25 protein-coding genes and 1 pseudogene are annotated in these 25,513 nt (G+C 73.1%); 14 read left to right on the top strand and 12 right to left on the bottom strand.

The window, feature by feature from the left end; all coding sequences use genetic code 11:
- Positions 1 to 74 precede the first annotated feature (74 nt).
- Both GGE06_RS28500 and GGE06_RS28495 read right to left on the bottom strand, forming a co-directional pair.
- Entirely contained in the window at positions 75 to 263 is a 189-nt protein-coding gene (locus GGE06_RS28500; protein ID WP_116157801.1) for a CsbD family protein, read from the bottom strand.
- Between the two features lie 21 nt (positions 264 to 284).
- Positions 285 to 875, bottom strand: coding sequence for a type 1 glutamine amidotransferase domain-containing protein (locus GGE06_RS28495; protein ID WP_116157802.1), 591 nt, complete (start codon positions 873 to 875; stop codon positions 285 to 287).
- A 175-nt stretch (positions 876 to 1,050) separates the two neighbouring features.
- Between GGE06_RS28495 and GGE06_RS28490 the strand changes: the two genes are divergently transcribed.
- Positions 1,051 to 1,206, top strand: a complete 156-nt coding sequence (locus GGE06_RS28490) for a hydrophobic protein (RefSeq protein WP_116157803.1) — start codon at positions 1,051 to 1,053, stop codon at positions 1,204 to 1,206.
- An 86-nt stretch (positions 1,207 to 1,292) separates the two neighbouring features.
- Here the strand turns inward: GGE06_RS28490 and GGE06_RS28485 are convergent, their stop codons facing one another.
- On the bottom strand, positions 1,293 to 1,634 hold the full coding sequence (locus tag GGE06_RS28485) for a DUF3040 domain-containing protein (RefSeq protein WP_246532838.1): 342 nt from the start codon (positions 1,632 to 1,634) through the stop codon (positions 1,293 to 1,295).
- 185 nt (positions 1,635 to 1,819) lie between these two features.
- On the opposite strand from GGE06_RS28485, the gene GGE06_RS28480 reads away from it, so the two are divergent.
- The 3 genes and pseudogenes from GGE06_RS28480 to GGE06_RS28470 all read left to right on the top strand — a co-directional run bounded on the left by GGE06_RS28480 (position 1,820) and on the right by GGE06_RS28470 (position 6,201).
- Positions 1,820 to 2,734, top strand: a complete 915-nt coding sequence (locus GGE06_RS28480; protein WP_116157805.1) for a SigB/SigF/SigG family RNA polymerase sigma factor — start codon at positions 1,820 to 1,822, stop codon at positions 2,732 to 2,734.
- Positions 2,735 to 2,962: 228 nt separating this feature from the next.
- Positions 2,963 to 3,307, top strand: coding sequence for an STAS domain-containing protein (locus GGE06_RS28475; protein ID WP_312883338.1), 345 nt, complete (start codon positions 2,963 to 2,965; stop codon positions 3,305 to 3,307).
- Between the two features lie 278 nt (positions 3,308 to 3,585).
- Positions 3,586 to 6,201, top strand: a pseudogene (locus GGE06_RS28470) (ATP-binding protein).
- 5 nt (positions 6,202 to 6,206) lie between these two features.
- Here the strand turns inward: GGE06_RS28470 and GGE06_RS42870 are convergent.
- From GGE06_RS42870 to GGE06_RS28450, 6 genes are all read right to left on the bottom strand, one after another.
- Complete coding sequence (locus tag GGE06_RS42870; RefSeq protein WP_312883336.1) at positions 6,207 to 6,896, bottom strand: PP2C family protein-serine/threonine phosphatase; 690 nt, start codon at positions 6,894 to 6,896, stop codon at positions 6,207 to 6,209.
- Between the two features lie 161 nt (positions 6,897 to 7,057).
- Positions 7,058 to 7,381 (bottom strand): hypothetical protein, encoded by a 324-nt coding sequence (locus tag GGE06_RS42865; RefSeq protein WP_246532799.1) that lies wholly within the window; start codon positions 7,379 to 7,381, stop codon positions 7,058 to 7,060.
- Positions 7,291 to 8,547: a GAF and ANTAR domain-containing protein gene (locus tag GGE06_RS42860; protein ID WP_312883335.1), complete on the bottom strand. Its 1,257-nt coding sequence runs from the start codon at positions 8,545 to 8,547 to the stop codon at positions 7,291 to 7,293. The genes GGE06_RS42865 and GGE06_RS42860 overlap by 91 nt, the downstream gene beginning before the upstream one ends.
- A 130-nt stretch (positions 8,548 to 8,677) precedes the next feature.
- Positions 8,678 to 8,899 carry a hypothetical protein gene (locus GGE06_RS28460; RefSeq protein WP_116157807.1) on the bottom strand — a complete coding sequence of 74 codons (222 nt, stop codon included), beginning with the start codon at positions 8,897 to 8,899 and terminating at the stop codon, positions 8,678 to 8,680.
- Between the two features lie 5 nt (positions 8,900 to 8,904).
- The gene (locus GGE06_RS28455; protein ID WP_116157808.1) at positions 8,905 to 9,159 is read right to left on the bottom strand and encodes a DUF6213 family protein; all 255 of its coding nucleotides are present in this window, start codon (positions 9,157 to 9,159) and stop codon (positions 8,905 to 8,907) included.
- A 31-nt stretch (positions 9,160 to 9,190) separates the two neighbouring features.
- Positions 9,191 to 9,667: a universal stress protein gene (locus GGE06_RS28450; RefSeq protein WP_221518571.1), complete on the bottom strand. Its 477-nt coding sequence runs from the start codon at positions 9,665 to 9,667 to the stop codon at positions 9,191 to 9,193.
- Positions 9,668 to 9,843: 176 nt separating this feature from the next.
- Here GGE06_RS28450 and GGE06_RS28445 point away from each other — a divergent pair, with 176 nt between their 5' ends.
- From GGE06_RS28445 to GGE06_RS28420, 6 genes are all read left to right on the top strand, one after another.
- The gene (locus GGE06_RS28445) at positions 9,844 to 10,488 is read left to right on the top strand and encodes an endonuclease (RefSeq protein ID WP_184932129.1); all 645 of its coding nucleotides are present in this window, start codon (positions 9,844 to 9,846) and stop codon (positions 10,486 to 10,488) included.
- A 159-nt stretch (positions 10,489 to 10,647) separates the two neighbouring features.
- The gene (locus GGE06_RS28440) at positions 10,648 to 12,546 is read left to right on the top strand and encodes a transketolase (RefSeq protein ID WP_184932128.1); all 1,899 of its coding nucleotides are present in this window, start codon (positions 10,648 to 10,650) and stop codon (positions 12,544 to 12,546) included.
- Between the two features lie 150 nt (positions 12,547 to 12,696).
- Positions 12,697 to 14,880, top strand: a complete 2,184-nt coding sequence (katG, locus tag GGE06_RS28435) for a catalase/peroxidase HPI (protein ID WP_184932127.1) — start codon at positions 12,697 to 12,699, stop codon at positions 14,878 to 14,880.
- A 119-nt stretch (positions 14,881 to 14,999) separates the two neighbouring features.
- The gene (locus tag GGE06_RS28430; protein WP_116157812.1) at positions 15,000 to 15,812 is read left to right on the top strand and encodes an SDR family NAD(P)-dependent oxidoreductase; all 813 of its coding nucleotides are present in this window, start codon (positions 15,000 to 15,002) and stop codon (positions 15,810 to 15,812) included.
- Between the two features lie 133 nt (positions 15,813 to 15,945).
- Positions 15,946 to 16,641: an alpha/beta hydrolase gene (locus GGE06_RS28425; RefSeq protein WP_116157813.1), complete on the top strand. Its 696-nt coding sequence runs from the start codon at positions 15,946 to 15,948 to the stop codon at positions 16,639 to 16,641.
- 161 nt (positions 16,642 to 16,802) lie between these two features.
- On the top strand, positions 16,803 to 18,056 hold the full coding sequence (locus GGE06_RS28420) for a serine hydrolase domain-containing protein (protein ID WP_116157814.1): 1,254 nt from the start codon (positions 16,803 to 16,805) through the stop codon (positions 18,054 to 18,056).
- A 43-nt stretch (positions 18,057 to 18,099) separates the two neighbouring features.
- Here the strand turns inward: GGE06_RS28420 and GGE06_RS28415 are convergent, their stop codons facing one another.
- Both GGE06_RS28415 and GGE06_RS28410 read right to left on the bottom strand, forming a co-directional pair.
- On the bottom strand, positions 18,100 to 18,600 hold the full coding sequence (locus GGE06_RS28415) for a DUF3291 domain-containing protein (protein WP_116157815.1): 501 nt from the start codon (positions 18,598 to 18,600) through the stop codon (positions 18,100 to 18,102).
- Positions 18,601 to 18,655: 55 nt separating this feature from the next.
- Positions 18,656 to 19,324, bottom strand: coding sequence for a helix-turn-helix transcriptional regulator (locus GGE06_RS28410; RefSeq protein WP_184932126.1), 669 nt, complete (start codon positions 19,322 to 19,324; stop codon positions 18,656 to 18,658).
- Between the two features lie 44 nt (positions 19,325 to 19,368).
- Between GGE06_RS28410 and GGE06_RS28405 the strand changes: the two genes are divergently transcribed.
- From GGE06_RS28405 to GGE06_RS28390, 4 genes are all read left to right on the top strand, one after another.
- Complete coding sequence (locus tag GGE06_RS28405; protein ID WP_184932125.1) at positions 19,369 to 20,022, top strand: TetR/AcrR family transcriptional regulator; 654 nt, start codon at positions 19,369 to 19,371, stop codon at positions 20,020 to 20,022.
- 119 nt (positions 20,023 to 20,141) lie between these two features.
- Positions 20,142 to 21,536, top strand: a complete 1,395-nt coding sequence (locus GGE06_RS28400) for a GH1 family beta-glucosidase (RefSeq protein ID WP_312883334.1) — start codon at positions 20,142 to 20,144, stop codon at positions 21,534 to 21,536.
- Complete coding sequence (locus GGE06_RS28395) at positions 21,533 to 22,807, top strand: MFS transporter (protein WP_184932123.1); 1,275 nt, start codon at positions 21,533 to 21,535, stop codon at positions 22,805 to 22,807. The genes GGE06_RS28400 and GGE06_RS28395 overlap by 4 nt, the downstream gene beginning before the upstream one ends.
- Positions 22,808 to 22,836: 29 nt before the next feature.
- A complete protein-coding gene (locus GGE06_RS28390; RefSeq protein WP_184932122.1) occupies positions 22,837 to 24,288 on the top strand; it encodes a purine-cytosine permease family protein in 1,452 nt (483 codons plus the stop codon).
- A 7-nt stretch (positions 24,289 to 24,295) separates the two neighbouring features.
- Here the strand turns inward: GGE06_RS28390 and GGE06_RS28385 are convergent, their stop codons facing one another.
- Complete coding sequence (locus GGE06_RS28385; protein WP_116157820.1) at positions 24,296 to 25,504, bottom strand: cation:proton antiporter; 1,209 nt, start codon at positions 25,502 to 25,504, stop codon at positions 24,296 to 24,298.
- Positions 25,505 to 25,513: the final 9 nt, after the last annotated feature.

Here is a 25,513-nt window from a genome sequence, read left to right as displayed (position 1 = left end):
GGCTCCGGCGGGAAGGGGATCCGCCGGAGCCCTGGCGCCTCCGCGCCCTGCGTCGCTTCTCGTACGGCTCTGCGCTAGGAAGCGCGCCGCTTCATCGCCTCACCGGCCTTGCCGGCCGCCTCGTGGACCTTCTCCATGGCCTCGCGGGCCGTGCCCTTCGCCTTGTCGGCCTTGCCCTCCGCCTCCATCATCCGGTCGCCCGTCGACTTCCCCGCGGCCTCCTTGATCCTGCCCTTGCTCTTCTCCGTCCTGCTCTTGCGCATGGGTCGAGCTCCTTTCTCCCGTCATGCCGACTTCCCGCCGTCGTCGAGGGCGTCGACGATCGCCGCGGCGAAGGCGTCGAGGTCTCCCGGCCTGCGGGAGGTGATGAGAGGGTGGACCGCCGATCGGTCGACCACGACCTCCCGGTCCAGCCAGGTCCCGCCCGCGTTCTCCAGGTCGGGACGGAGGGAGGGGTACGAGGTCAGTTCACGGTCCCGGGCCAGCCCGCTGTCCACGAGGAGCCACGGTCCGTGGCAGATCGCGGCCACCGGCTTGCCGGCCTCGGCGAAGGCGGAGACGAGGCGCCGCGCTTCGGCGTCGGCGCGCAGCCGGTCGGCGTTGAGGGTGCCGCCCGGCACGACCACGGCGTCGAACCCGTCCGCCGTCGCTTCCGCCAAGGTCGTGTCCGGCTGGACGACGGCTCCGGGCCTCCGGTCGCCGACGAGGGTCCGGACGGACTCGTCCTTCTGCGCGGCGACGGTGACGCGGGCGCCGTTCTCGCGGAGAGCGGCCACCGGCTTCTGCAGCTCGTCCTGTTCGGTCCCGTAGTTCGTCGTGAGGACGAGAACGCTCTTTCCTTCGAGCCTTCCGTCGAGCTTTCCGTCGGACGACACGATGCGCCTCCTCTCCGGCGCCGCTTCCCCCACCACTGGTGCGCCTCACCCGCCAGCACCGTCTGAAACATCCCATATCGCCCGCATGTTCTCAGGGGGAGGGGGCAAGCGCGCTGGTACCGAGTTCCCGCGCCGCGACCGTCGGCCGGGCCCCGCAGGCGGCGGAGGTGCAGCCATGATTCCCCTACTTCTCGTACTGCTCGTGATTCTCGTACTGTTCGGCGCGGGTTTCGCCGTCGAGGTGCTCTGGTACATCGCCATCGCGGTCCTCGTGCTGTGGCTGCTCGGCTTCGTGATGCGCAGCGGCAGCGGCCGCTGGTACCGCTGGTGAGCGGGGCCACGATCCCGAGATCGCACGACCGCCGCCCCGGGCTCGCCGGGGCGGCGGCGCGTGCGGCCGGGCCGGGGCCCGGCTCCTCACTCGCCCGCCCGTGACTCCGCCGCCCGGCGCTTGGCCCAGCGGACGACCAGGAGCAGCATCGCGACCAGAGTCAGTACCCACGCGGCGGCGAACGCCCAGATGAACGCCGGAGACCCGGTCCCGACGGCGAGGACGAGCAGGGCGAGCGTCATGACGCCGAGCGCCACGACGCCGAGGGAACGAAGACGCCGACGGGCCCGGGCGAGGGAGGGCGCATGGAGGCCGGGGACCCGTCGCATCGTGCGCAGGCTGCGCGCGAGCGACACGTCCCGGTTCAGCTGCTCCTCGATCTCCGCCAGAACGCGCCGTTCGCGCGCCGAGAGCCGGGCCTCGTCCATCACGGACACCTCCTCCCGATCCCTGCGCGCCGACAGGGGGGCCTCATGTCCTTACGGCTTCCCTCTCGACTCGTGTCAAACCATCACAAGGCGGGCATCCTTTCCTCAGGACGCTCGACCGACGGACCACCGCCGCCGCTTCCCGGCGCCGACGCAGGCCCATCGCCCCCGTCGAAGGAGCACACATGTCCACGGCCGGAGAACGCTCCGACACCACGCTGACCGACGCCGGCCCCGGCCCGGGGCCGGACACCAGGGAGGCCCAGGCCCGCCGGACAGCGCTCCACGGGCTGCCCGAGCCGGTCCGCCCCAGCGCCGTCTCCACGGACGAGGCCCGGACCCTGTCCGTCGCGTTGTTCACCCGGCTCCGGGCCCTGGAGGAGGGGACCCCGGAGTACGCCTACGTACGCAACACGCTGATCGAGCTCAATCTCAGCCTCGTCAAGTTCGCCGCCCGGAGGTTCCGCAACCGCGCCGAGCCCGTCGAGGACATCGTCCAGGTCGGCACGATCGGCCTGATCAAGGCCATCGACCGGTTCGACCCCGACCGGGCCGTCGACTTCTCCGCCTTCGCCCTGCCGACGATCGTCGGCGAGATGAAGCGGTTCTTCCGGGACACCAGCTGGGCCGTACGGGTCCCCCGCCGGCTCCAGGAGCTCCGTATCGACCTCGCGAAGGCCGCCGACGCCCTGGAGCAGGACCTCGGCCGCCGCCCCAGCAGGGCGGAACTGGCCGCGGATCTGCATCTCACGGAGGAAGAGGTCTCCGAGGGCCAGCTCGCGGCCCACGGCTACGCGGCCCGGTCCCTGGACATCCCCGCCGGCGACGACGACGCCGTCCTCGGCTCGGCCGCCCGCCACCTGGCCAGCTCGGAACCCTCGTACGAGCTGATCGAATCGCTCACGGCGCTGCGGCCGCTGCTCGCCCGGCTCGACCACCGCGACCGGCGCATCCTGGAACTCCGCTTCGGCGAGGAACTCACCCAGGCGGAGATAGGCAACCGCGTCGGCCTCTCCCAGATGCACGTCTCGCGGCTGCTCACCCGCATCCTCGGCGAACTCAGGAACGGCCTCCTCCAGGACGATGCGGCAAGTGCCTGACGATCCGGAGACGGATCGAACGCGCTTCGGATGTCAGAAACGGGCGAAACGGGGCAGGAGTCATGTAGGTGTTCCGGACCGCCGCACAGGGGCCCGGCCACGGAACCGGGCGCGAGAGGCGTCCGGCGTCAGAGGCTCTCGGAGTCGTACGCGAGGAGGCAGGTGAACCCCATGGAGGCTGCCGGCCGGACGGAAGAGGCGAGGACTTCGCGGGCAGACCGTCTCCTGGTGGTGAACCGGCACGGCGGACGTCCCGGGACCGTCGTCCTCGCGCTCGACGGCGAGCTCGAGCACGACACGGTGGCCCCCCTGCGGGACGCCCTGAAGGAGAACGCGGCAGCCGTGCGCGTCGTCGTCGACTGCACGGGGCTGCGGTTCTGCGACTCGACCGGTCTGAACGTGCTCCTGCGGACGCGGCTGCGGATGCTCGCCCGAGGGGGTCACGTGGATCTGGCCGGGCTGCGACCGCCGGTGCGCCGCATCTTCGAGATCACCGGGGCCCTGCAGGTCTTCCGGGTGTACGCGGACACCGACGCAGCGCTCGCGGACGCCGACGCCGACGCCGACGCCTGAGACTGATCCCGGGAAGCCCCCCACCGCGCGGTCCGGCGGGCCGGGCGGGGGGCAGCAGCACCGTATGACCGGCCCACGCGCGTCCCCTCCCGGGCACGAGCCGTATCTCCTCGGACGCCTGGGGCTGCGTCCCCGGGTCCGCGGGAAGGCCGTGTGGTTCGAGGTGCGGACAACGGCCCGCCTCGACGCACCGGGCCCGGCCTAGAGTGGAAGGGGATGCGGGACCTCCGTGCACCCTGAGCCCGGGCCCGTCTCACTCGCCCTGTGCGAGGTCGTCCATGACAGAGCACGGCCCCACCCCGGACCCGACGGTGCCGCAGACCGAACTCGACGAGGACGGCCTGCGGCGGCTGCTCGCCGGGCTGACCGCCGTACGAGAGGGCGATCTGTCCGTCCGGCTGCCCGACACCGGCGGCGGCATCCTCGGCGAGATCGCCGCCGTCTACAACGACATGGTCGGCCACCTCTCCCTGGTCACCTCCGAGGTCACCCGGGTCGCCGACGAGGTCGGCGCACAGGGACTGCTCGGCGGCCGGATCCGCCAACCCCGCTCCCGCGGGGTCTGACGCGAGCTGACCTCCGGCGTCAACACCATGGCCGACAACCTCACCAACCAGGTCCGCTCCATCACCCAGGTCGCCACCGCCGTCGCCGGCGGCGACCTCACCCGCAAGACCAGAGTCGACGCACGCGGCGAGATCCCGGAACTTAAAGAGACCATCAACACCATGGTCGACCGGCTGTCCTCCTTCGCCGCCGAGGTCACCCGGGTCGCCCGCGAGGTCGGCACCGAAGGCAAACTCGGCGGCCAGGCCGAGGTCGAAGGCCTCTCCGGCACCTGGAAACGACTCACCGAGAACGTCAACGAACTCGCCGGCAACCTCACCCGGCAGGTCCGCGCCATCGCCGAGGTCAAAGACCTGCGCGACAACATCAACTCGATGGTCGAGTCGCTGCGCGCCACCACCCGCGCCAACCAGGAACAGGACTGGCTGCAGACCACACTCGCCTGGATCACCGGCCTGCTGCAGGGCACCCGCAGCCTGCCCGAGATCGCCGAACTCATCATGACCGAGATACCGCCGCTGGTCGGCGCCCAGTACGGCGCCTTCTTCCTCGCCACGGACGGCGAGCACGGCACCGAACTCGTCATGACCGCCTCCTACGGCTCCCCCCGCACACCCCACCGCGCCGCTTCCGCCCCGGCCAGTCCCTCGTCGGGCAGGCCGCCCACGACCGGCGCACCCTCGTGGTCGAACGCCTCCCCCACGGATACGCCACGATCGCCTCCGGCGTCGGCTCCGGTGACCCCGGCATGCTGATCATCCTGCCGATCGTGGTCGAGGAACAGGTCCTCGGCGCCGTCGAGTTCGCCTCCCTCCAGCCCTTCACCCTGCTCCGCAGGGAGTTCCTCGACCGGTTCGTCGTCAGCGCCGGAGCCGTCCTCAGCTCGCTGGCCGCCAACCTGCGCACCGACGAACTCCTCGGCCAGTCCCGCCAGCTCGCCGACGAGCTCCGCTCCCGAACCCGGGAACTACAGGCCGGGCAGCAGGAACTCCACCGTTCCAACGCCGAGCTGAAGGAGAAGGCCGCCCTCCTGGCCGAGCGGAACAAGGACATCGGAGCGAAGAACCTGGTCATCGAACAGGCCCGGCAGGAGCTGGAGGCCCGCGCCCAGCAACTGTCCCGCACCTCGGATGTACAAGTCCGAGTTCCTCGCCAACATGAGCCACGAACTGCGCACCCCGCTCAACAGCCTGCTCATCCTCGCCCGGCTGCTCAGCCAGAACGCCGAGGGAAACCTGACACAGAAGCAGATCGACTACGCCGAGGTCATCCACTCCGCCGGCTCCGACCTCCTCCAGCTGATCAACGACATCCTCGACCTGTCGAAGGTCGAGGCCGGCAAGATGGACATCCGGCACGAACCCCTCCCGCTCAGCCAGCTCCTGGAGTACCTGAAGACGACCTTCGGCCCCATCGCCGACGAACGACACCTCGACTTCACCGTCACCCTCGCCGACCACGTGCCCGAGACGCTCGTCGACGACGAGGCGCGCATCCGCCAGATCCTGCGCAACCTGCTCTCCAACGCCCTGAAGTTCACCGACCAGGGCCGGGTGACGCTGACCGTCGAGTACGCCTCCCCCGCCGAGACCCCACCGGCCCTGGCCGGGGCCGGGCACGTCCTGGCCTTCCGGGTCACCGACACCGGCGTCGGCATCCCCGCCGAACAACTCCGCAACGTCTTCGAGGCCTTCCAGCAGGGCGACGGCACCACCGCCCGCCGCTACGGAGGCACCGGCCTGGGCCTGTCGATCAGCCGGGAGGTCGCCGGCCTCCTCGGCGGCACCCTCCAGGCACAGAGCGCCCCCGGCCGCGGCAGCACCTTCACCCTCTACCTGCCGGTGCCCCGGTCGGCGAAGGACGCCGCCTCCCCGGACCCCGCCGACGCCGCCGTTCCGGACCCCGGCGCCTCCTCCGCCGACCGCCCGGACGGCTCCGGCTCCCCGGACGGCCTCGCGGGCCGGACCGTGCTCGTGGTGGACGACGACGCCCGCAACGTCTTCGCCCTCACCGTGGTCCTCCAAGGCAACGGGCTCCGGGTCCTCACGGCCGACGGCGGCCGGGCCGGCCTGGACCTGCTCGCCGCCCACGACGAGATCGCACTGGTGCTGATGGACGTCATGATGGCCGGGATGGACGGCCACTCGACCATCAAGGCCATCAGGCGGCTGCCGGGCCGCGCAGACCTGCCCGTCATCGTGGTCACCGCGAAGGCGATGCCGGGCGACCGCGCCCAGGCCCTGAAGGCGGGCGCCGACGACTACGTGGCGAAACCGGTCGACGAGGAGGAGCTGACGGCCAAGATCCTCAGCTGGCTCTCCGGTTGAGCGGTTCAGCCCTCCGGCCGGCCCCTGACCCGTACGGCGACGATGCTGGTGTCGTCGTCGGTGTCGCCGGCCACCGTGCCCAGCAGCGAGTCGACGAGCGTGTCCGGCGCGTGGCCCGCGAGCCGCTCCGCGTCGGCGGCCAGCCGCGCGACGCCCTCGTCGAGGCCGGCGTGGCGGCGCTCGATCAGCCCGTCCGTGTAGAGCAGCAGGGTGTCCCCCGGGCGCAGCCCGATCCGCTGCTCCCGGTAGCCGTACTCGGGGACCGCGCCGAGCAGGAGGTCCTGGGGCGGTTCGAGCAGCCGCGCCGCGCCGTCCCTGAGCAGCACCATCGGCAGGTGTCCGGCGCTCGTCCAGAGCAGACCGCGGTCATCGGGGTCGTACAGGGCGCAGACGGCGGTCGCGGTGATGCCGCCTCCGGTGCGGAGGGTCACCTCGTTGAGCCGTTCCATCAGCTGCCGGGGCGAGTGGCCGGTGAAGGCGAGCGCCCGCTGGGCGTTGCGGAGCACCACCATGCCGGTGACGGCGTCGATGCCGTGCCCCGCGATGTCGCCGACGGCCACGAGGATCCTGCCGCTGGGCAGCGCGAGCACGTCGTACCAGTCGCCGCCGACCCGGTACTCCTTCGCCGCCGGCCGGTACCGGGCGGCCACCACCAGGTTCCCGGGCATCTCCTGGAGCCCGGGTCCCTCGGGCACGATGGCCTGCTGGAGCTGGAGGGCCAGCTGGTGGCGCAGCTCCGCCTGGTCGTGCAGGGCGGTGAGGTGGTCGAAGGTGGCGGTGAGCGCGGCCTCGGTCCTGCGGCTGTCCGAGACGTCCTGGTAGACCCCGGCGAGGCCGGTGACGGTCCCCTCGGCGATCAGCGGTCGGCGGCCACGCGCACGTGGCGGACGGTCCCCTCGGAGAGCACGATCCCCAGGACCGTCTGCCCGCCCGTCTGGCGTTCGGTCACGGTCGTCACGAGGTCGGCGAGGGCGTCGCGGTCGTCCGGGCGCACCCGGTCGCGCAGCTCCGCGAGCGGGACCGGCGGTTCGTCGCGCGCCATGCCGAAGATGCCGTACGCCTCGGGTGACCACAGCGTCCCGCCGCCGGTCAGGCTGTCCTGGAAGGGGGCGACGCTCTGCAGCCGGGCGACCGCCCGGGCCGAGGCGAGGCCGGTGGCGCCGACCGTGTGCCACAGCACGACGGCGTGGCTTCCGCCGGCCGGGAGCACGCGCACGTCGAGGAGCGGCGGCGGGTCCCCGGGTCCGGGGGACGCCGGAAGCCGGGCGGCCCGCTGGGCGCGGGCGGTGCCGGCGGCGCGGCGCGCCATGCGCGCCAGGTCGGCGTGGACGAGGGGAAGGCGCGGGCCAGGGAGGCGTCGCTCCCGGAGGAGGTGCCTCCGAGCGCGCCGGCCCCTTCGTCGTTGAGGTGCTCCACGACGGGTTGTCCGGACGTGCCGGGCACGGAGAGCAGCATCGCGGGCTGCGCGAGGGAGTCGAGTACGTCGACGAGGACGGGGAAGGCGGCCGGTGGCGAACCGGCGGTGTCGAGGACCGTGCCCGCCACTTCCATGAGGCCGGTGAGGGCCCGGCGTGCCGTGGTGTCCAGGGGTGTGGGGCCCGGCCAGCCGACGAGGGCGACGCCGACGGTCCGGTCGCGGCGGCGCAGCGGGAGCAGGGCGCGGGCGGTGGGGCCCGGGAGCATCTCGTCGGGGGGTGACCCGTCCTCCAGCCAGACGGGTGTGCCGGCGAGGACGGTGCGGAACGTCTCGGGGGCGGCGGGTGGGATCCACTGCCAGGCGGCGGCCTCGGCGGCTCCCGCGCCCGCGCAGCCGACGAGCCGCAGGCAGTCGCGGTCGACGCGCCGCCACAGCCAGAGACTGTCCGCGCCGAGCGGGGCGAGTCCCTCGTCCAGGAGGGTCCTGGCCGCCTCGCCGACCGTGTCGGCGGCCTCCGCCGCGGCGGCCGTGCGGCGGGCCCGGCGGGCCTCGCCGGGGTGCGCGGGGGCCGCGCGGCCGGGCTGAGGTCCTTCGCTCTCCGAGGGGACGGTGACGGCGGGGCCGCTGCCGTCGGCGGCCCCGTTCACGATGTCCGCGGCGAGGTCCTCCGCGGACAGGCCGGTCGCCTGCGCGAGGGCGGAGAGGTACTCGGCCGCTTCGGAGGGTGGCAGCCGCAGCTGTGCGGCGAGCACTCCGGCGGCGAGGTCGAGGAGGTGGCGGCGGGCGGACCGGTCGCGCAGCCAGCGGTTCTCGGCGGCGAGTTCGTGGAAGCCCCGGGCGCCGCGGGCGACGGCTGCGGGCCCGGCGGAGTCCTCCGAACCTGCCACGGCGACGACCGCGGGCCCGGCGGAGTCTTCGGAACCTGGCACGTCGACCTCCGTCCCGCCTCGCGCGGACGTCCGGAGCCCGTGTGCGGACACGCTCCGGATTTCACTCGTACGCGCACGCGTGCGGCCGCTCGTGGCCGGCGGGCCGGGCGGATCGGGCACATCGCTCCCGTCAGCCGGGCGGCTCCTCCGGGGCGGGGTGCTCGGGATGGACGGTGCCCTCCCGCGCCCGGCCCCGGGGGCCCGTGCCGGCCTCGTCGGTGTCGGGCGGGCTCGCCTCGCCGGCTTCTTCGGGGAGGGGGACGGACAGCGGGTCCTCCACCGTGGCCTGCTGGTCCGCGGGATCCCGGGGCACCGGCTCGTCCGGATGTCGTGGCTTCCGCGGCTCGCTCATCCTGGTCACCTTCCTTCGCTCCGGGGCTCTCCCTCGCGGGTGAGGGGCATGAGCCCGATGCACTCGGCGTCGATGCGGTCGGCGACCTCCGTCAGCGCGCCGACCAGCGCCTCGACCGTCTCCGGTTCGAGGCCCGAGTCGTACGCCTCGGCCGATTCGCGCCAGTGCTCGGCGAGGTGCCGCAGGAGGAGGGTCACCTCGTCGGCGGGGAGCAGGAGGGGGCCGCCGGGGACGTGGACGAGGGACATCGACGCGTTCATGGGAACCGGCCTCCGGGGTGCGGGACGGGCGTCACGGCATCGTGTCCGCGGAGTCCACGGCTTCCGTGGTGTCCGCGCGGACGATGACGACGGGGCAGGACGCGTGCACGGCGCGCTGCTGGCTGACCGAGCCCAGGAGCAGGCTCGCGAAGCCGCCCCGGCCGCGGCTGCCGACGACGAGCAGGTCGGCGCCGGCCGACGCCTCGATCAGCACCTCGGCGGGGTCGCCCCGCAGGACGTGCTGTTCGACGGGCGGCACCTCGCCTCTCGGGGGGAGCACGGAGCCGAGTTCCTCGGACACCGCCTTCGTGGCCTGTTCCGCGTCGAACGCGGCGTCCACGGGCGGCGCGGACCATCCCGTCGCCCCGGGCACGTCGTGGACGCCCACGACGTCCAGGGAGGCGCCGGTCTCCCGCGCCTGCCGGACCGCCCACCGCAGCGCCGCGTACGAGGCGGGTGAGCCGTCGACGCCCACGACCACGTGGGATCTGCCGTCGCTGAAGTCCATGACGTGCCCCTTCGCTGACGTGCTCGACCGGGCCCGGGGGGACGGGACGCAGGTCCCGCCCCCTCTACCCGACCCCTTACCCGGTGCCCCGCCCCGTACGCGTGGATGTGGACGCGTGAGGGCCGGACGCGCGGGTAGACGCGGGCCGAAGGCGGGGGCCGGCAGAGGAGGTCGCGGTGGACACCGCCGAGGGGATCGCCCGGCTGCTGCGCGCGTACGGACGGACGTACGCCGAGGAGGCGGGGATCACCCTGCGGGACGAGCCCGCCCCGCTGTACCGGCTCCTCGTCCTCACCGTCCTGTGCTCGGTCCGGATCAGGGCCGGCATCGCCACGGACGCCGCGCGCGAGCTGTTCGCCGCCGGGCTGCGGACCCCCCGCGCCATGGCGGACTCCTCCTGGCGGGCCCGTGTGGACGCGCTCGGGCGGGCGCACTACGTCCGGTACGACGAGAGCACGGCGACCGCCCTGGGTGACGGCGCGGCGCTGGTCCTCGACCGCTACCGCGGCGATCTGCGGCGGCTCCGCGCGCGGGCCTCCGGGGAGCCGGAGAAGCTGCGCGGGCTGCTCCAGGAGGTGCCCAGGATCGGCCCGGTGGGCGCGGGCGTCTTCTGCCGCGAGGCGCAGGCCGTCTGGCCGGAGCTGCGCCCGTACTTCGACGAACGCGCGCTGGCGGAGGCCGCCGCTCTCGCCCTCCCCCACACCCCGGCGGGCCTCGCCCGTCACGTCCCCCCGAAGGACCTGGCCCGCCTGGCGGCCGCCCTCGTGCGCGCCGGCCTGTCCGGGAAGGAGGACGCGGCGGAGGTCCTGCGTGCCGCGTGAGGCCGCGCGGTACGGAAGGAGCCGTCAGGATGGACCTGTGCGAACGGAACCGGCCGGAAGGAACCGGTGGGGAACGGAGCCGGCCGGCGGGGACCGGTTGCGAACGGCACCGGCCGGCAGGGACCGGTTGCGAACGGACCGATCGGAAAGGACCCGGTCATGACCGCACCACCCCTCACCCCCACCACGCTCGGCCCCCACAGCGACCTGGCCCAGGTCCACGAGCTCGCCCAGCAGCTCCGGGTGGACTCGGTGCGGGCCAGTACGGCCGCGGGCTCCGGGCACCCGACCTCCAGTCTGTCGGCGGCCGATCTGATGGCGGTCCTGATGACCCGCCACCTCCGCTACGACTGGGCGGCGCCCGACAACCCGGCCGGTGACCACCTGGTCTTCTCCAAGGGGCACGCGTCGCCCCTGCTGTACGCGATGTTCAAGGCCGCCGGGGCGATCGGCGACGACGAGCTGATGTCGACGTACCGCCGCTTCGGTCACCGGCTCCAGGGCCATCCGACGCCCGAGCTGCCCTGGGTGGACGTGGCCACCGGCTCCCTCGGCCAGGGCATCGGCTACGCCGTCGGGATCGCCCTCGCGCTGCGGCACCTGGAGCGGCGGTCCGCCCGGGTGTGGGTGCTGTGCGGGGACGGCGAGACGGCCGAGGGCTCCGTGTGGGAGGCCCTCGACAAGGCCGGGCACCACCGGCTCGGCAACCTCACCGTCCTGCTCGACGTGAACCGCCTCGGCCAGAGCGGGCCCACCGCGCTGGAATGGGACACCGACACGTACGCCCGCCGCGTGGAGGCCTTCGGGTGCCGGGCGCTCATGGTCGACGGCCATGACCTCGCGGCGATCGACCGGGCCCTGGCCGCGGCCGCCGGCAGCCGGTCGCCGACCGTCGTGGTCGCCAGGACCGTGAAGGGCCGTGGCGTGGCGGAGGTCGCCGACAAGGACGGCTGGCACGGCAAGGCGCTGCCCGAGGACCTGGCCGCCCGTGCGGTCGCCGAACTTGGCGGGGTGCGCGATCTGCGGGTGCGCGGTCCGCTGCCGCCCGCCCGTCCGCCCGCGCGGCCCTCCGCCCGGCACGACGAGCCGGTCGAGCTGCCCCGGTACGAGGTCGGCGAGGCCGTGGCCACCCGGGTCGCGTTCGGTGCCGCCCTGGCCGCGCTCGGTGCCCGGCCGGACGTCGTCGTCCTCGACGCCGAGGTCGGCAACTCGACCCACGCCGAGGAGTTCGCGAAGGCCCACCCGGAACGGTACTTCCAGACGTACATCGCCGAGCAGCAGATGATCGCGGACGCGGTCGGCATGGCCGTGCGCGGCTTCCACCCGTACGCCGCGACCTTCGCCGCCTTCCTCACCCGCGCGCACGACTTCATCCGGATGGCCGCCGTCTCGCGGATCTCGATGGCGCTGTGCGGGTCGCACTGCGGGGTCGAGATCGGCGCGGACGGCCCGTCGCAGATGGGTCTCGAGGACCTCGCCATGATGCGCGCCGTCCTCGGCTCCACCGTGCTGTACCCGAGCGACGCGACCTCCGCGGCCGCACTGACCGCGGCCGTGGCCGACCGGGACGGGATCTCCTACCTGCGCGCCACCCGCGGCGCCTACCCGGTCCTGTACGACGGTGACGAGACGTTCCCCGTCGGCGGGTCGAAGACCCTGCGCCAGAGCCCGGACGACCGGGTCACGCTCGTCGGCGCCGGCGTCACGCTGCACGAGTGCCTGGCGGCCGCGGACGAGCTGGCCGCCGAGGGGGTACGGGCCCGGGTCGTCGACCTGTACTCGGTCAAGCCCGTCGACGGGGGCGCCCTCGCGCGCGCGGCCCGGGAGACCGGCGCCGTCCTGGTCGTCGAGGACCACCATCCCGAGGGCGGGCTCGGCGAGGCCGTCCTGTCGGCGCTCACGGCGGACGCCGGGCGGCCCGCCTTCCCCCGTCTCAGCTTCGGCCATCTCGCCGTCACGGAACTGCCCGGGTCCGGCACCACGGATGAGCTGCTCGACGCGTGCGGCATCTCCCGTACGCACATCGCCCGGGCGGCCCGGGCCCTGATCGCGCGATAGGAACCGCATCGGGCTTCGATGGGAAAGTCCCTCCTTCCGATCATTTCCGTCGGTTGGCCGGGCTCTGCGTGTTATCGCCGCCGCGCGGTCCGCCGTACGCGACCATGACGGACGCCGAAACCGTCACAGATGAGCGGAAGAAGGACCCACGTGCCCGGCAGCGACAGCGAGAACCCGGCGATCGCCTCCCCCACCCCCACCGAGACCCGGCCCAAGACCAACGCGGACTGGTGGCCGAACCAGCTGGACCTCCAGGTCCTCCATCAGAACTCGCCCCTGTCCGATCCGATGGGCGAGGACTTCGACTACGCGAAGGAGTTCGCGGGCCTCGACGTCGAGGCGCTGAAGCGGGACGTCATCGCGCTGATGACGGACTCCCAGGAGTGGTGGCCCGCCGACTACGGCCACTACGGGCCGCTCTTCATCCGGATGAGCTGGCACGCCGCGGGGACGTACCGCATCGCGGACGGCCGGGGCGGCGGCGGCCGCGGCGCCCAGCGCTTCGCCCCGCTGAACAGCTGGCCGGACAACGCGAGCCTGGACAAGGCGCGCCGGCTGCTCTGGCCGGTCAAGCAGAAGTACGGGCGGAAGATCTCCTGGGCCGACCTGTTGGTCTTCGCCGGCAACTGCGCCATGGATTCCATGGGGTTCAAGACCTTCGGGTTCGGCTTCGGGCGCCCGGACGTGTGGGAGCCCGAGGAGATCTACTGGGGCCCCGAGGACACCTGGCTCGGGGACGAGCGCTACAGCGGCGACCGTCAGCTCACCGGTCCCTTCGGGGCCGTGCAGATGGGCCTGATCTACGTCAACCCGGAGGGCCCCAACGGCAACCCGGATCCGCTCGCCGCCGCCGTGGACATCCGGGAGACGTTCGCGCGCATGGCGATGAACGACGAGGAGACGGTCGCGCTCATCGTCGGCGGCCACACGTTCGGCAAGTGTCACGGCGCGGTCGACCCGGAGTACGTCGGCCCGGAGCCCGAGGCCGCCCCGATGGAGCAGCAGGCCCTCGGCTGGCGGAACTCGTACGGCACGGGCAAGGGCGTCGACACGATCACCAGCGGGCTCGAAGGGGCGTGGACCAACGAGCCGACGAAGTGGGACAACGGCTACCTGGACAACCTGTTCCGGTACGAGTGGGAGCTGACGACCAGCCCGGCCGGCGCCCAGCAGTGGACCCCCAAGGACCCGGCGGCGAAGGACACCGTGCCCGACGCGCACGACCCGTCGAAGCGGCACGCCCCGATGATGCTGACGACGGACCTCTCGCTGCGGCTCGACCCGGTGTACGCGCCGATCGCGAAGCGCTTCCACGAGCACCCGGAGGAGCTCGCGGTGGCGTTCGCCAAGGCCTGGTACAAGCTGCTGCACCGTGACATGGGCCCGCTCTCGCGCTACCTCGGCCCGTGGATCCCCGAGCCGCAGCTCTGGCAGGACCCGGTCCCCGCGGTCGACCACCCGCTGGTCGGCGAGGCGGACGTCGCCGCCCTCAAGGCGAGGATCCTCGACTCGGGGCTCTCCGTCTCCGAGCTGGTCACCACCGCCTGGGCGTCGGCCGCGAGCTTCCGCGGCACGGACAAGCGCGGCGGTGCCAACGGTGCGCGGATCCGGCTCGCGCCGCAGAAGGACTGGGAGGTCAACGACCTGCCCGAGGTGGCCCGGACGGTCGAGACCCTCGACGGGATCCGCGCGGACTTCACGGGCTCGGCCGGGGCGCGGATCTCGCTCGCGGACCTCATCGTGCTCGGCGGGTGCGCGGCCGTGGAGCGGGCCGCGAAGAACGCCGGGTACGACGTCACGGTCCCGTTCGCGCCGGGGCGCACCGACGCCTCGCAGGAACAGACCGACGTGGAGTCGTTCGCGGTGCTCGAACCCCGGGCGGACGGCTTCCGCAACTACCTCCGGGCGGGCGAGAAGCTGTCGCCGGAGACCCTTCTCCTCGACCGCGCCAGCCTGCTGACCCTGACCGCCCCCGAGATGACGGTCCTGGTCGGCGGCATGCGGGTGCTCGGCACCGGATTCCGGCAGTCGTCGCACGGGGCCTTCACCGACCGGCCGGAGTCGCTGACGAACGACTTCTTCGTCGGGCTGCTCGACATGGGCACGGAGTGGAAGGCCTCGGCGGCCGACGAGAACGTCTTCGAGGGCCGTGACCGCGCCACGGGCCAGGTGCGGTGGACCGCCACGCCGGTCGACCTCGTCTTCGGTTCGCACTCCCAGCTGCGGTCCCTCGCGGAGGTGTACGCGTCGGCGGACGCGGGAGAGAAGTTCGCGCGCGACTTCGTGGCGGCATGGGACAAGGTGATGAACCTCGACCGGTTCGACCTGCGCTGAACCCGACCCTCCCGGCCGGCCCATCGGGCCGGCCGGGAGGGGCTGCCGTGCCTGGTGGTGTGGACACCAGGTGCGGTACGCACTGCCTCGGGCGGCCCGGCGCTGCCACTGTCGTCGTCATGCACCGGCACACCACTCTGATCACCGGCGTCACCCAGGGCATGGGGCACGCGCTCGCGCTCGACCTGGCGCCCCGCGGCGGCACCCTCCTCCTGCACGGCAGGAACGCCTCGCGCCTCGAGGCCGTGGCCGCCGAGGCCCGGGCCGCGGGGCCCGGCACCACCGTCCGTACGTACCTCGCCGACCTCTCCGACCTGGACCAGGTCCGCGCGATGGCCGCTCGGATCCGGGCGGCGGAGCCGCACCTCGACGGGCTGATCCACAACGCGGTGGCCGGGGGCGGCGCGCAGCCGCTCACCCGGGAGCTCAGCGGTCAGGGCCATGAACTCCGCTTCGCGGTCAACCACTTGGCCCCGTACGCACTCACCCGGGCCCTGCTGCCGCTGCTCACCGCCTCGGCTCCGGCGCGGGTCGTGAACGTCGCCTCGATGGGGCAGGAGGCCGTCGACCTCGACGACGTGATGCTGGAGCGGGACTACGAGGGCCTGCGCGCGTACTGCCGGAGCAAGCTGGCCATGATCATGGCGACCTTCGAGCTGGCCGGCGAACTGGAGGGCACCGGGGTCACGGTGAACGCCCTGCACCCGGCCCACCTGATGGACACGCCCGGCGTCCGCGCCTACGGCCTCACGCCGGTCATCACCACGGAGGAGGGCGTGCGTCCGACCGTACGCCTGCTCCTGGACCCGGACCTGGCCGGCGTCACCGGCCGTTACTTCGACCGGTTCACCGACGCGCGGGCGCACGAGCAGGCGTACGACACCGAGGCGCGCGAGCGCCTGATGAGGATGACGCACGAGCTGATCGGGTAGGGCGGGTCGCTCCCCCGGCCCCTCTGGTCACTCCCCCGGACCGCGCGCCTCGCCGCGCGGGGCACCGCAGCACACAATCACTCTGAGTGATGCGCGCATCACGACACGAGTCCCGCCGGTGAGGAAGAGAGCCATGATCGACAAGCCCGCCATCGTCCTGGTCCACGGTTTCTGGGGTGGCGCCGCCCACTGGGCGAACGTCATCGTCGAGCTGAACAAGCGCGGGTACGACCGGATCCACGCCGTCGAGAACCCGCTCACCTCGCTCGCCGACGACGCCGAACGCACCCGCAAGATGATCAACCAGGTCGCCGGGCCGGTCGTCCTGGTCGGCCACTCGTACGGCGGCGCGGTCATCACCGAGGCGGGCAGCCTGCCGAACGTCACCGCGCTCGTCTACATCGCCGCCTTCGCGCCGGACACGGGCGAGAGCCCGGGCCGGATCAGCGAGCAGATGCCGCCGGCGGGATTCGACAGCATCGTCCCGGACTCCGACGGATACCTGTGGATCAAGAAGGAGGACTTCCACCAGACCTTCTGCCAGGACCTCGGTGCAGACGAGGCCCTGGTCATGGCGGTCACCCAGAAGGCGCCGGTCGCCTCCACCTTCGGCGACACGGTCACCGCGCCCGCGTGGCGCGCCAAGCCGAGCTGGTACCAGGTGTCCACCCAGGACCACGCGATCCACCCGGACAACCAGCGGCGCATGGCGCAGCGCATGAACCCCCGCAAGGTCGTCGAACTCGACGCCAGCCACGCGTCCCTGGCCTCCCGGCCCGAGGACGTCGTGAACCTGATCGAGGACGCGGTGAACGCGACGACGGGCTGACGCGCTCCCCTGCCGGTGCCGCCACCACGTTCCCGCGGCGGCGCCGGCCGCGCGGGCACTGGCCGGGCGAGCACCGGCCGCGCGGGCCTGACGGGTGATGTTCGTGCGGGTCGGCCGCGCCTCGGGCGTCGCGCGGCGCCCCACCGGCCAATACTCCGGCCATGAGACCACCCCGCTCCACGTCCGGACCGCCCCGGTCCGCTCGACGGTCGCGCCGCGCCGCCGTCACCGCCGTCGCCGCGCTCCTCGCCCTCGCCGCCCCGGCCGCGGCGGCCGGCGCCCCGACGAACGACACCCGCCACGGCCGGCCCTGCGTCGCCTCCGGGCCGCCCGAGCACGGCCCGGCGCGCGAGGTCCTGCGGATCGCCGAGCGGGCCAAGGCGGAGATGGACCTCAAGTCCGTGATCCTGAGGGTCACCGTCGACGGCCGCGAGCTCGTCACCACCGCGCTCGGCGAGTCGATGACGGGCGTACCGGCCACGCCCGCCATGCACTTCCGCAACGGCAACATCGCCATCAGCTACATGGGTACGGCGCTGCTGCGGCTCGTCGACCAGGGCAGGGTGCGTCTCGACGACCCCGTCGCCCGCTGGCTGCCCGGCCTCGAGGACGGCGACCGGATCACCCTGCGGATGCTGGCGGCCTCCACCACCGGCCTCGTCGACTACGTGCGCCTGCCCGAGTTCCAGCAGGCCGTCCTGGCGGATCCGTTCCGCCGGTGGACGGCCGACGAGCTCGTACGGCTGTCGACGGGCAAGGACCGCTGGTACGAGCCGGGCACCAACTGGAGCTACTCGCACGCCAACTTCGTGCTCCTCGGCGCCGCCCTGGAGAAGATCACCGGCACACGGCTCGACGTCCTGCTCCGGCGTCAGGTCCTCGGCCCGCTCGGGCTGCGCGAGACGAGCAACGGCTTCACGCCCGACATTCCCACGCCCGTCCTGCACGCCTTCGCGTCCGACCGGGGCAGGTACGAGGAGTCGACCTTCTGGAACCCCTCGTGGACCACGGCTCCGGGCGCGGTGGAGACCACCGACATCTGCGACCTGGCGAGCTCGGCCGTCGGCATCGGCTCGGGCCGACTGCTCTCGCCCGCGTCGTACGAGGAGCTGCTGGACCCGGGGACGGTCGGCCTGGGCCACGCCACCCGCACGTGTCCGGCGACGGTCTGCCTCGCGCAGACGGAGGCCACCCACTACGGCCTGGGGCTGCTCGTCCTGGGCGACTGGGTGTCCCAGCACCCGTTGTTCTTCGGGTACTCGGCGTCCCAGGACTACCTGCCGTCCGAGCGCCTCGCCATCGCGGTGTCGACCACGAACGGGCCGAACGCCGCGGCGGGTCACTCGGCCCACACGATCGCCCAGCGCATCGCGGCCGCCCTGGCTCCGGACCACCCCATCCCCGACTTCGGCTGAGGACCGACGGCCGTCAGCCGGCGACCGGCGACCGGCGACCGGCTCAGACCGTCGCCGAGTCGCCGTCCGGCGCGTGCTCGGCGGCCTCGGCGGCGGTGTAGGAGGAGGCGAAGGTGAAGGCGCGCGGGGACGGTCCGTGCGCCCGCAGGTCCTCGAGCCGTTCGACGGCCTCGGCGACGGTGGGGACGTGTCCGGCGGGCACCCACCAGAGCACCAGATGCGCCTCGACGTGCCGGTGGAACCAGTCACGCCGCTGCCGCATGACCTCCAGGTGCCCACTGCGGTAGGCGAAGTCCCACAGGGCCTCCTGGGTCTCCCACACGGACAGGTTGACGATGACGTCGTCGCCCAGCGGGCGCAGGCCGGTGGCGTCGGCCCCGCCGTCCTCCACGAGCCGCCACACGAAGCCGGGCGCTCCGTCGGCGGCGGCGTTGACCGGGTCGAGCGCCTCGACGAACGGCGCCACGCGCGGGTCGTCGAGGGGGTGACGGAGCCGTGCGACGTTGAGCTGGGCGAGGTGGACGGGGCGCGTGGGTGCGGTCATGGCCTCATCCCAGCACGCGCCGGTTTTCTATGTCAATCATCGTTGTTTTTAGAAATCAGACCGAAGCCTCCACCGCCTCGACCACCACACAGCACTCCCCCGGCCGGGCGTCCATACGGGCGCGCACGGGACCCTCCGTACCGAGCAGCCCTTCCAGCAGCGCGAGGTTCATGCCGCAGACGAGCGGCGGAAAGCTTTCGGCGACGGCGTGGAAGGGGCAGTTGCGCATCCGGACGGCACCCGCGGCCTCCCCCTCGACGTCCTCCCGGTACGGCTCGTAGCCGCGGGCCGCGAGCGTCTCCACGGCCTCGTCGAGGCCGCCGCACGGACCCGCCGGGCCGCGCAGGGCCTCACCCCGGCGGCGGGCCGCCGCGCAGAGCCCGGCGTCGAGCCCGGCCTGCTCGGCGGCCTCGGCGAGCAGCTCGGCGGCGGTGCGGTAGTCGCGGGCGGGCAGCGACACCGAGCGCTCGCCCCGCGCCCGCACGTACACCTTGGCGGGACGGCCCGCCCCGGGCCCCGAGCGCCCCGACAGCCGGCGGCTGCCGCTCTCGAGGAGCCCGGCCCCGGTCAGCTTGTCCAGATGGTGCGCGGCGAGCGTGCGCGCCACCCCGGCCGCCTCGGCGGCCTCGTTCCGCCCGACCTCGCGGCCCTGCGCCACCACGTACTCGTACAGGCGGCGCCGTACAGGATCCTGCAGCACCGCGATCGCGTCGATGTCCTCCACGGGACCATTCTAGGAACAACGCAGGTTAGTGATAGAACCGTGTGATGACGGAAGCGACGAAGCCGGAGCCGGACGCGCGGCCGCGGGTACGCAGGCAGCCGCAGCAGGCGCGCAGCCGGGCGCGGGCCGAGGCCGTCCTCGTGGCGGCCGACCGGATCCTGTCCCAGGAGGGGTACGAGGCGCTGACGATGCGGCGGATCGCCGAGGAGGCGGGCGTGCCGGTCGGCAGCATCTACCAGTTCCACCCCGACAAGAGCGCCGTCGTGGACGCGCTCGGCCGGCGGTACCTGGAGGGCTTCGAGACCGCGATCGACGGGCTCGTCGAGCGGGCCGTCGCGGGTGAACTGACCGACCTGGTGGGGACGATGGTCGACGTCTACACCGAGCTGTTCCGGTCGCAGCCGGGCGGGATGGCGCTGTGGGCCGGGCGGCACCTCAGTCCCGAGCTCGCCCGGGCGGACGAGGCGAGCAACGCGCTCATCGCCGACGGCCTGCGGCGGATCATCGAGCACCTGACCGGCGGTACCGGCGGCGAGCGGGCGCAGCGGGCGACGCGGATGGTGGTGTGGGCGGCCAACGCCGTGCTGCACGAGGTGTTCAAGGGCGGCGGCGAGCCGGACCTGGAGACCGTGGACGAGCTCAAGCGGATGCTGCACTGCTACTGGGAGGACCTGCGCGGCCGGCTGACGGGCGGCTGACGGCCGGGCGGGGGGTGGATCCGGCCCGTCCCGGCCATAGAACGTGAACGTGTGTTCATGTTACGTTGCGGCCCACCTCGGACGGCAGGCCGGCAGTCGGCGCGCCGCAGTGAAGGCAGGTGCCCGTGACCACCAGTCCCACCGATCCCACCGGACTCCCCCGACTCCCGCAGCTCCCGGCCGACTTCGTCTGGGGCGCCTCGACCGCCGCGTACCAGATCGAGGGCGCGGCCGACGAGGACGGAAAGGGGCCGTCGATCTGGGACACCTTCGTGCGGCGTCCCGGAGCCGTCCGCGACGGCCACACCGGCGACGCGGCCTGCGACCACTACCACCGGTTCGACGAGGACGTCGCACTGATGCGGCGGCTCGGGCTGGACGCGTACCGCTTCTCGATCTCCTGGCCGCGCGTCCTGCCGACCGGGGCGGGCAAGGTCGAGCCGCGCGGCCTGGACTTCTACGACCGGCTGGTCGACGCGCTGCTCGCCGCCGGGATCGAGCCCACGCCGACCCTCTTCCACTGGGACCTGCCGCAGGCCCTGGAGGACGAGGGCGGGTGGCTGAACCGCGCGACCGCGTACCGGTTCGCGGAGTACGCGGCGGTGACGGCCGAGCGGCTCGGCGACCGGGTCAAGCGGTGGATCACCCTGAACGAGCCCTTCGTGCACATGTCCTTCGGGTACGGCTTCGGCGTCCACGCCCCGGGCCGGGCCCTGCTCCTCGACGCCCTGCCGGTCGCGCACCACCAGCTGCTCGGCCACGGCCTCGCGACGGAGGCGCTGCGGGCCGCCGTCCCGGACGGTCAGGTCCTGATCGCCAACAACTGCACGCCCGTGCGCCTGCGCGCGGACGCCCGTCCCGACGTCGACGCGGTGGCGGCATCGGCGTACGACGTCCTGCACAACAGACTCTTCAACGACCCGGTCCTCCTGGGGAGTTACCCCGACCTCTCGGCCTACGGCACGACCGATCCGAGCTGGGGAGGCGTGGTGCGCGACGGCGATCTCGCCACGATCGCCGCGCCGCTCGACGGGCTCGGGATCAACTACTACAACCCGACCTGGGTGACCGCCCCCGCCGATCCCGCCGCGGGCCTGCCCTTCGACCTGGCGGAGCCTCAGGAGGCCTACCGGCGCACGGCGTTCGACTGGCCGGTCGTCCCCGACGGGCTCACGGAGCTCCTCACCGACCTCAAGTCCCGCTACGGCGACGCGCTTCCGCCCGTGTGGATCACCGAGAACGGCTGCTCGCAGCCGGCCGGTACGGACGACCGGGAGCGCATCGACTACCTCGCCGGACACCTCGCGGCCGTCGCGGACGCGGTGGCCCGAGGGGTGGACGTGCGCGGCTACTTCACCTGGTCGCTGCTCGACAACTTCGAGTGGGCCGAGGGGTACCACCAGCGCTTCGGCCTGGTCGAGGTCGACTTCGCCACCGGGCGCCGCACGCCCCGGGCGAGCTTCGCGTGGTACCGGGACCTGATCGCCTCGCAGCGGGCGCGAACGTCCTCATGACCCCGGCCCGCACGCAGGGCGCGGCGGACGGGGCCGGCGAGGCCGCCGTCCTCGCCGAGCCCACCGTCCCGGTCACGGCCGGGTGGACGGCGAGCCTCTCGCTGGCCACCCTGGCCGTCTTCATGGCCTTCATGACGCCCATCCAGATCCTGCTGCCGCTCCAGCTGGAGCACATCGACCCGCAGGACAAGAACACCGCCCTGTCGCTGGTCACCGGCCTCGGCGCGCTGGTCGCGGTCCTCGCCAACCCGCTCGCCGGCGCGTGGTCGGACCGGACCACGAGCCGCTTCGGCCGGCGCCGGCCCTGGATCCTCGGCGGCGCGCTCGCCGGGGCGGCGGGCCTCGCCTTCACCGCCTCCCAGCACACCGTGTGGGGCGTCGCCGTCGGATGGTGCCTCGCGCAGGCCGGCCTCAACGCGATGCTGGCCGGTGTCACCACCCCGATCGCCGACCGCGTGCCGCTCGGACAGCGCGCCCAGGTCTCCGGCTGGACGGGCCTCACGCAGTCCATCGGCCTGGTCCTCGGCGCGCTGATCACGACGCTCCTCGTCACCGGCGTCGGGTCGGGCTACGTCACGCTCGCCGTGCTCACCGTCGTCCTCGCCCTCCCCTTCGTCCTGCGACAGACCGAGCCCGCGCTGCCCGAGGCCCTGCGTCCCGCCTTCGACGGCCGCGCGTTCGCCCGCTCGTTCTGGCTGAGCCCCCGGCAGCACCCCGACTTCGGCTGGGCGTGGCTCACCCGGTTCCTGATCAACCTCGGGAACGCGCTCGGCACGCTCTACCTGTTCTACTTCCTCGCCGACGCCGTCCACTACGACGACCCCGGCACCGGCGTCCTGATCCTGACCGTGGTCTACACCCTCTGCGCCGCGCTCACGGCCGTCCCCGTGGGTGTCCTGTCCGACCGCGCGGGGCGCCGCAAGGGCTTCGTCGTCCTCTGTTCGGTCGTCATGGCCGCCGCCGCGCTGCTGCTCGCCCTGCTCCACACCTGGCCGTCCGCGCTCGCCGCCGCGGCCGTCCTCGGCGCGGGGTACGGCATCTACCTCGCCGTCGACCAGGCCCTGGTCACCCAGGTCCTGCCCGAGGCGGCCGACCGCGCCAAGGACCTGGGCGTCATCAACATCGCCAACTCCGGCCCCCAGGTCCTCGCGCCCGCCCTCGCCTCGCCGGTCATCGCCCACCTCGGCGGCTACACCGGCCTGTACGCGACGGCGGCCCTGGCCATCCTCCTCGGAGGCGTCCTCGTCCGCCGCGTCCGAGGCGTGGCGTGACGTCGTCGCCGCGGGGAAGGGTCTCCGGCATGACGGTCCGACACACACCCCGGGAGCGGCTCTCGTTGGAGAGGCGCACCATCGAGGTCATCCCCGACGCCGAGCGACACGGCACGCCGCGCAGCCAGTTCACACTGTGGTTCGGCGCCAACATGCAGATCACCGCGATCGTGGACGGCGCGCTGTCCGTCGTCTTCGGCGCCGACGCGCTGTGGGCGATACCCGCGCTGCTGATCGGCAACGTGCTCGGCGGCATCGTGATGGCGCTGCACTCCGCGCAGGGCCCACGGCTCGGCGTACCGCAGATGATCTCCAGCCGCGCGCAGTTCGGCGTCCACGGCGCGGTCCTGCCGCTGCTCCTCGTGATCCTCATGTACCTCGGCTTCGCCGCGACCGGCAGCGTGCTCGCCGGCCAGGCGATGTCCGAGCTGCTGCACATCGACGACGCCCGGATCGGCATCCTCGTCTTCGGGGTGCTGACCGCCGTGGTCGCCGTCACCGGCTACCGGCTCATCCACGCCGCCGGCCGGGTCGCCACCGTCGCCGGAGTACTGGGCCTCGGCTACCTCCTCGTGCGGGTGTTCACCCAGTACGACGTCGGCGCGCACGTCGGGAACAAGGGCTTCGAGACGGCGACGTTCCTGCTCGCCGTCGGGCTCGGCGCGGGCTGGCAGCTGACCTTCGGCCCGTACGTCGCCGACTACTCGCGTTATCTGCCACGCGACACCAGCACGCGCGCCACGTTCTGGTCCACGTTCGCCGGTTCCGTGATCGGCTCCCAGTGGGCCATGACCCTCGGGGCGCTCACCGCGGCCGTCGCGGGCAAGGCCTTCCTCACCGACCAGGTGGGCTTCCTCGGCGACCTGGCCGGCCCCGCGGCCCTCGCCTTCCTCGTCTACCTCGTGATCGTGGTCGGCAAGCTGACCGTCAACTGCCTCAACGCGTACGGCGGTTTCATGTCGATCCTGACGACCGTCACCGCCTTCGACGGCCGCTCGCGCATCTCGACCACGGCCCGCGCCGCCTACATCGTCGGCTTCACCACCGTGTCGGTCGGCATCGCGCTCGCCGCCAGCGCCGACTTCCTGAACAACTTCAAGAACTTCGTGCTCCTGATCCTGATGGTGTTCACCCCGTGGAGCGCGATCAACCTGGTCGACTACTACCTGGTCTCCCGCGAGCGCGTCGACGTCCCCGCCCTGTACGACCCCGCCGGCCGCTACGGGCGCTGGAACGTGACCGCGCTGACCTGTTACGTCGTGGGCGTCGCCGTCCAGATCCCGTTCCTGGCCACGAAGCTGTACACCGGCGCGATCACGAAGAAGCTCGACGGCGCCGACATCTCGTGGATCGTCGGCCTCGCGGTCACCGCGGCCCTGTACTGGATATGGGTGCGGCGCACCGCCGACCCGCCCGCCGAGACGGTCCGTCCGGTCGCCGACACCGACGACGGCGACCGGTCCGCCGCACCCGTCGCCTGACCCGTGCTCACCCCACCGGATCGGCCTCCTCGGGCTGCGGGTGCCGGGCGAACCAGCGGGCGATGGGCTCCGCGGTCACCCCGTGCAGGAGGACGCTGAGCAGGACGGTCGCGGCCGTCACGTTGACGACGAGGTCCGCGTCGTCGCCCTTGAGCTGGGCGAAGGCGAGGACCGAGAAGACGATCGACGTGACGCCGCGCGGGCCGAGCCAGCCGATCGCGATGCGCTCGGGGCGGCTGAACGCCGTCCCGGAGAGCGAGGCGATCACGGGCACGAAGCGGGCCACGACGAGGACGAGCACCGCGTAGGCGAAGTACTGGGGGACGTGGCCGCCGACGAACGCCTGGGTCGTCACCGCCCCGAAGGCGTACCAGGCGGCCAGGGCCAGGAGATGGCTGACGTCGTTCACCAGGTCGAGGGAGTCCTCGCTGAGTTCGGACGCGACGTGCGCGTACCAGAGGCCGGCGACGAACGCCGCGACGAAGCCGTTGCCGTCGACGAGGACGGAGGCCGAGTAGGCCATGAAGGGCAGGGCGAGCCCGGCCAGGCGCAGGCTCGCGGGCTCGGCCCAGCCGGACCTCAGCGCCCCCCGCACCGCCTTGGAGGCGAGGAACCCGAGGACCGAGCCGACGATCGCCGCGTACACCGCGCCCTTGAGGGCGTTCGAGACGAGGTGTCCGAAGGTGTCGCCCTCGGAGACGACATGGGCGAGGCAGAACACGAAGAGCGGCGAGATGAGCCCGTCGTTGAAGCCGCCCTCGATGTTGAGCGCCGCACGCACCCGCAGGGGCAGCCGCTCGTCGCGCAGGAGCATCAGGACGGGGGCGAGGTCCATGGGCATGACGACGAGGGCGACGACGGCGAGCAGCCACCAGCCCGTGCCGGGGAAGACGAGGGCGCCCAACAGCGTGGCGAGGACGAGGGAACCCGGCAGGGCGAGCGCGAGCAGCCGCACCTGGCCCACGGGCTCGCGCAGCCGCGCGTACTCGTGGGCCTCGGTGGCGTCCGTGAACAGCATGACCGCGAGGACGATCTCGAAGGCCCGCTGGAAGGTGTGGGGGTCCGTGTCGAGGGGAACGACCGGGTCGTCGCCGCCGCTGAGCAGGATTCCGGCCGCGGCGAAGGTGATCGGGGCGGTGATGCTCCACCGCGACAACCGGTGCGAGACGAGGACCCACAGGAACAGCAGGGCCAGCAGGACGAAGAGTGCGATCACGGTGCCATA

It is taken from the genome of Streptomyces nymphaeiformis, assembly GCF_014203895.1.
GTDB lineage: Bacteria > Actinomycetota > Actinomycetes > Streptomycetales > Streptomycetaceae > Streptomyces > Streptomyces nymphaeiformis.
Note: the sequence above shows the minus strand (reverse complement) of the source record. Positions and strands in the feature narration are given on the sequence as shown.

Excerpts from the sequence above, each read along its gene's own strand:
- GGE06_RS28390 (WP_184932122.1), top strand. The coding sequence starts at position 22,837 with ATGACGGTCCGACACACACCCCGGGAGCGGCTCTCGTTGGAGAGGCGC.
- GGE06_RS28430 (WP_116157812.1), top strand. The coding sequence starts at position 15,000 with ATGCACCGGCACACCACTCTGATCACCGGCGTCACCCAGGGCATGGGG.
- GGE06_RS28425 (WP_116157813.1), top strand. The coding sequence starts at position 15,946 with ATGATCGACAAGCCCGCCATCGTCCTGGTCCACGGTTTCTGGGGTGGC.
- GGE06_RS28485 (WP_246532838.1), bottom strand. The coding sequence starts at position 1,634 with ATGGACGAGGCCCGGCTCTCGGCGCGCGAACGGCGCGTTCTGGCGGAG.
- GGE06_RS28455 (WP_116157808.1), bottom strand. The coding sequence starts at position 9,159 with ATGAACGCGTCGATGTCCCTCGTCCACGTCCCCGGCGGCCCCCTCCTG.
- GGE06_RS28450 (WP_221518571.1), bottom strand. The coding sequence starts at position 9,667 with ATGGACTTCAGCGACGGCAGATCCCACGTGGTCGTGGGCGTCGACGGC.
- GGE06_RS28440 (WP_184932128.1), top strand. The coding sequence starts at position 10,648 with ATGACCGCACCACCCCTCACCCCCACCACGCTCGGCCCCCACAGCGAC.
- GGE06_RS28480 (WP_116157805.1), top strand. The coding sequence starts at position 1,820 with ATGTCCACGGCCGGAGAACGCTCCGACACCACGCTGACCGACGCCGGC.
- GGE06_RS28500 (WP_116157801.1), bottom strand. The coding sequence starts at position 263 with ATGCGCAAGAGCAGGACGGAGAAGAGCAAGGGCAGGATCAAGGAGGCC.
- GGE06_RS28405 (WP_184932125.1), top strand. The coding sequence starts at position 19,369 with ATGACGGAAGCGACGAAGCCGGAGCCGGACGCGCGGCCGCGGGTACGC.
- GGE06_RS28415 (WP_116157815.1), bottom strand. The coding sequence starts at position 18,600 with ATGACCGCACCCACGCGCCCCGTCCACCTCGCCCAGCTCAACGTCGCA.
- GGE06_RS28460 (WP_116157807.1), bottom strand. The coding sequence starts at position 8,899 with ATGAGCGAGCCGCGGAAGCCACGACATCCGGACGAGCCGGTGCCCCGG.
- GGE06_RS28395 (WP_184932123.1), top strand. The coding sequence starts at position 21,533 with ATGACCCCGGCCCGCACGCAGGGCGCGGCGGACGGGGCCGGCGAGGCC.
- GGE06_RS28490 (WP_116157803.1), top strand. The coding sequence starts at position 1,051 with ATGATTCCCCTACTTCTCGTACTGCTCGTGATTCTCGTACTGTTCGGC.
- GGE06_RS28420 (WP_116157814.1), top strand. The coding sequence starts at position 16,803 with ATGAGACCACCCCGCTCCACGTCCGGACCGCCCCGGTCCGCTCGACGG.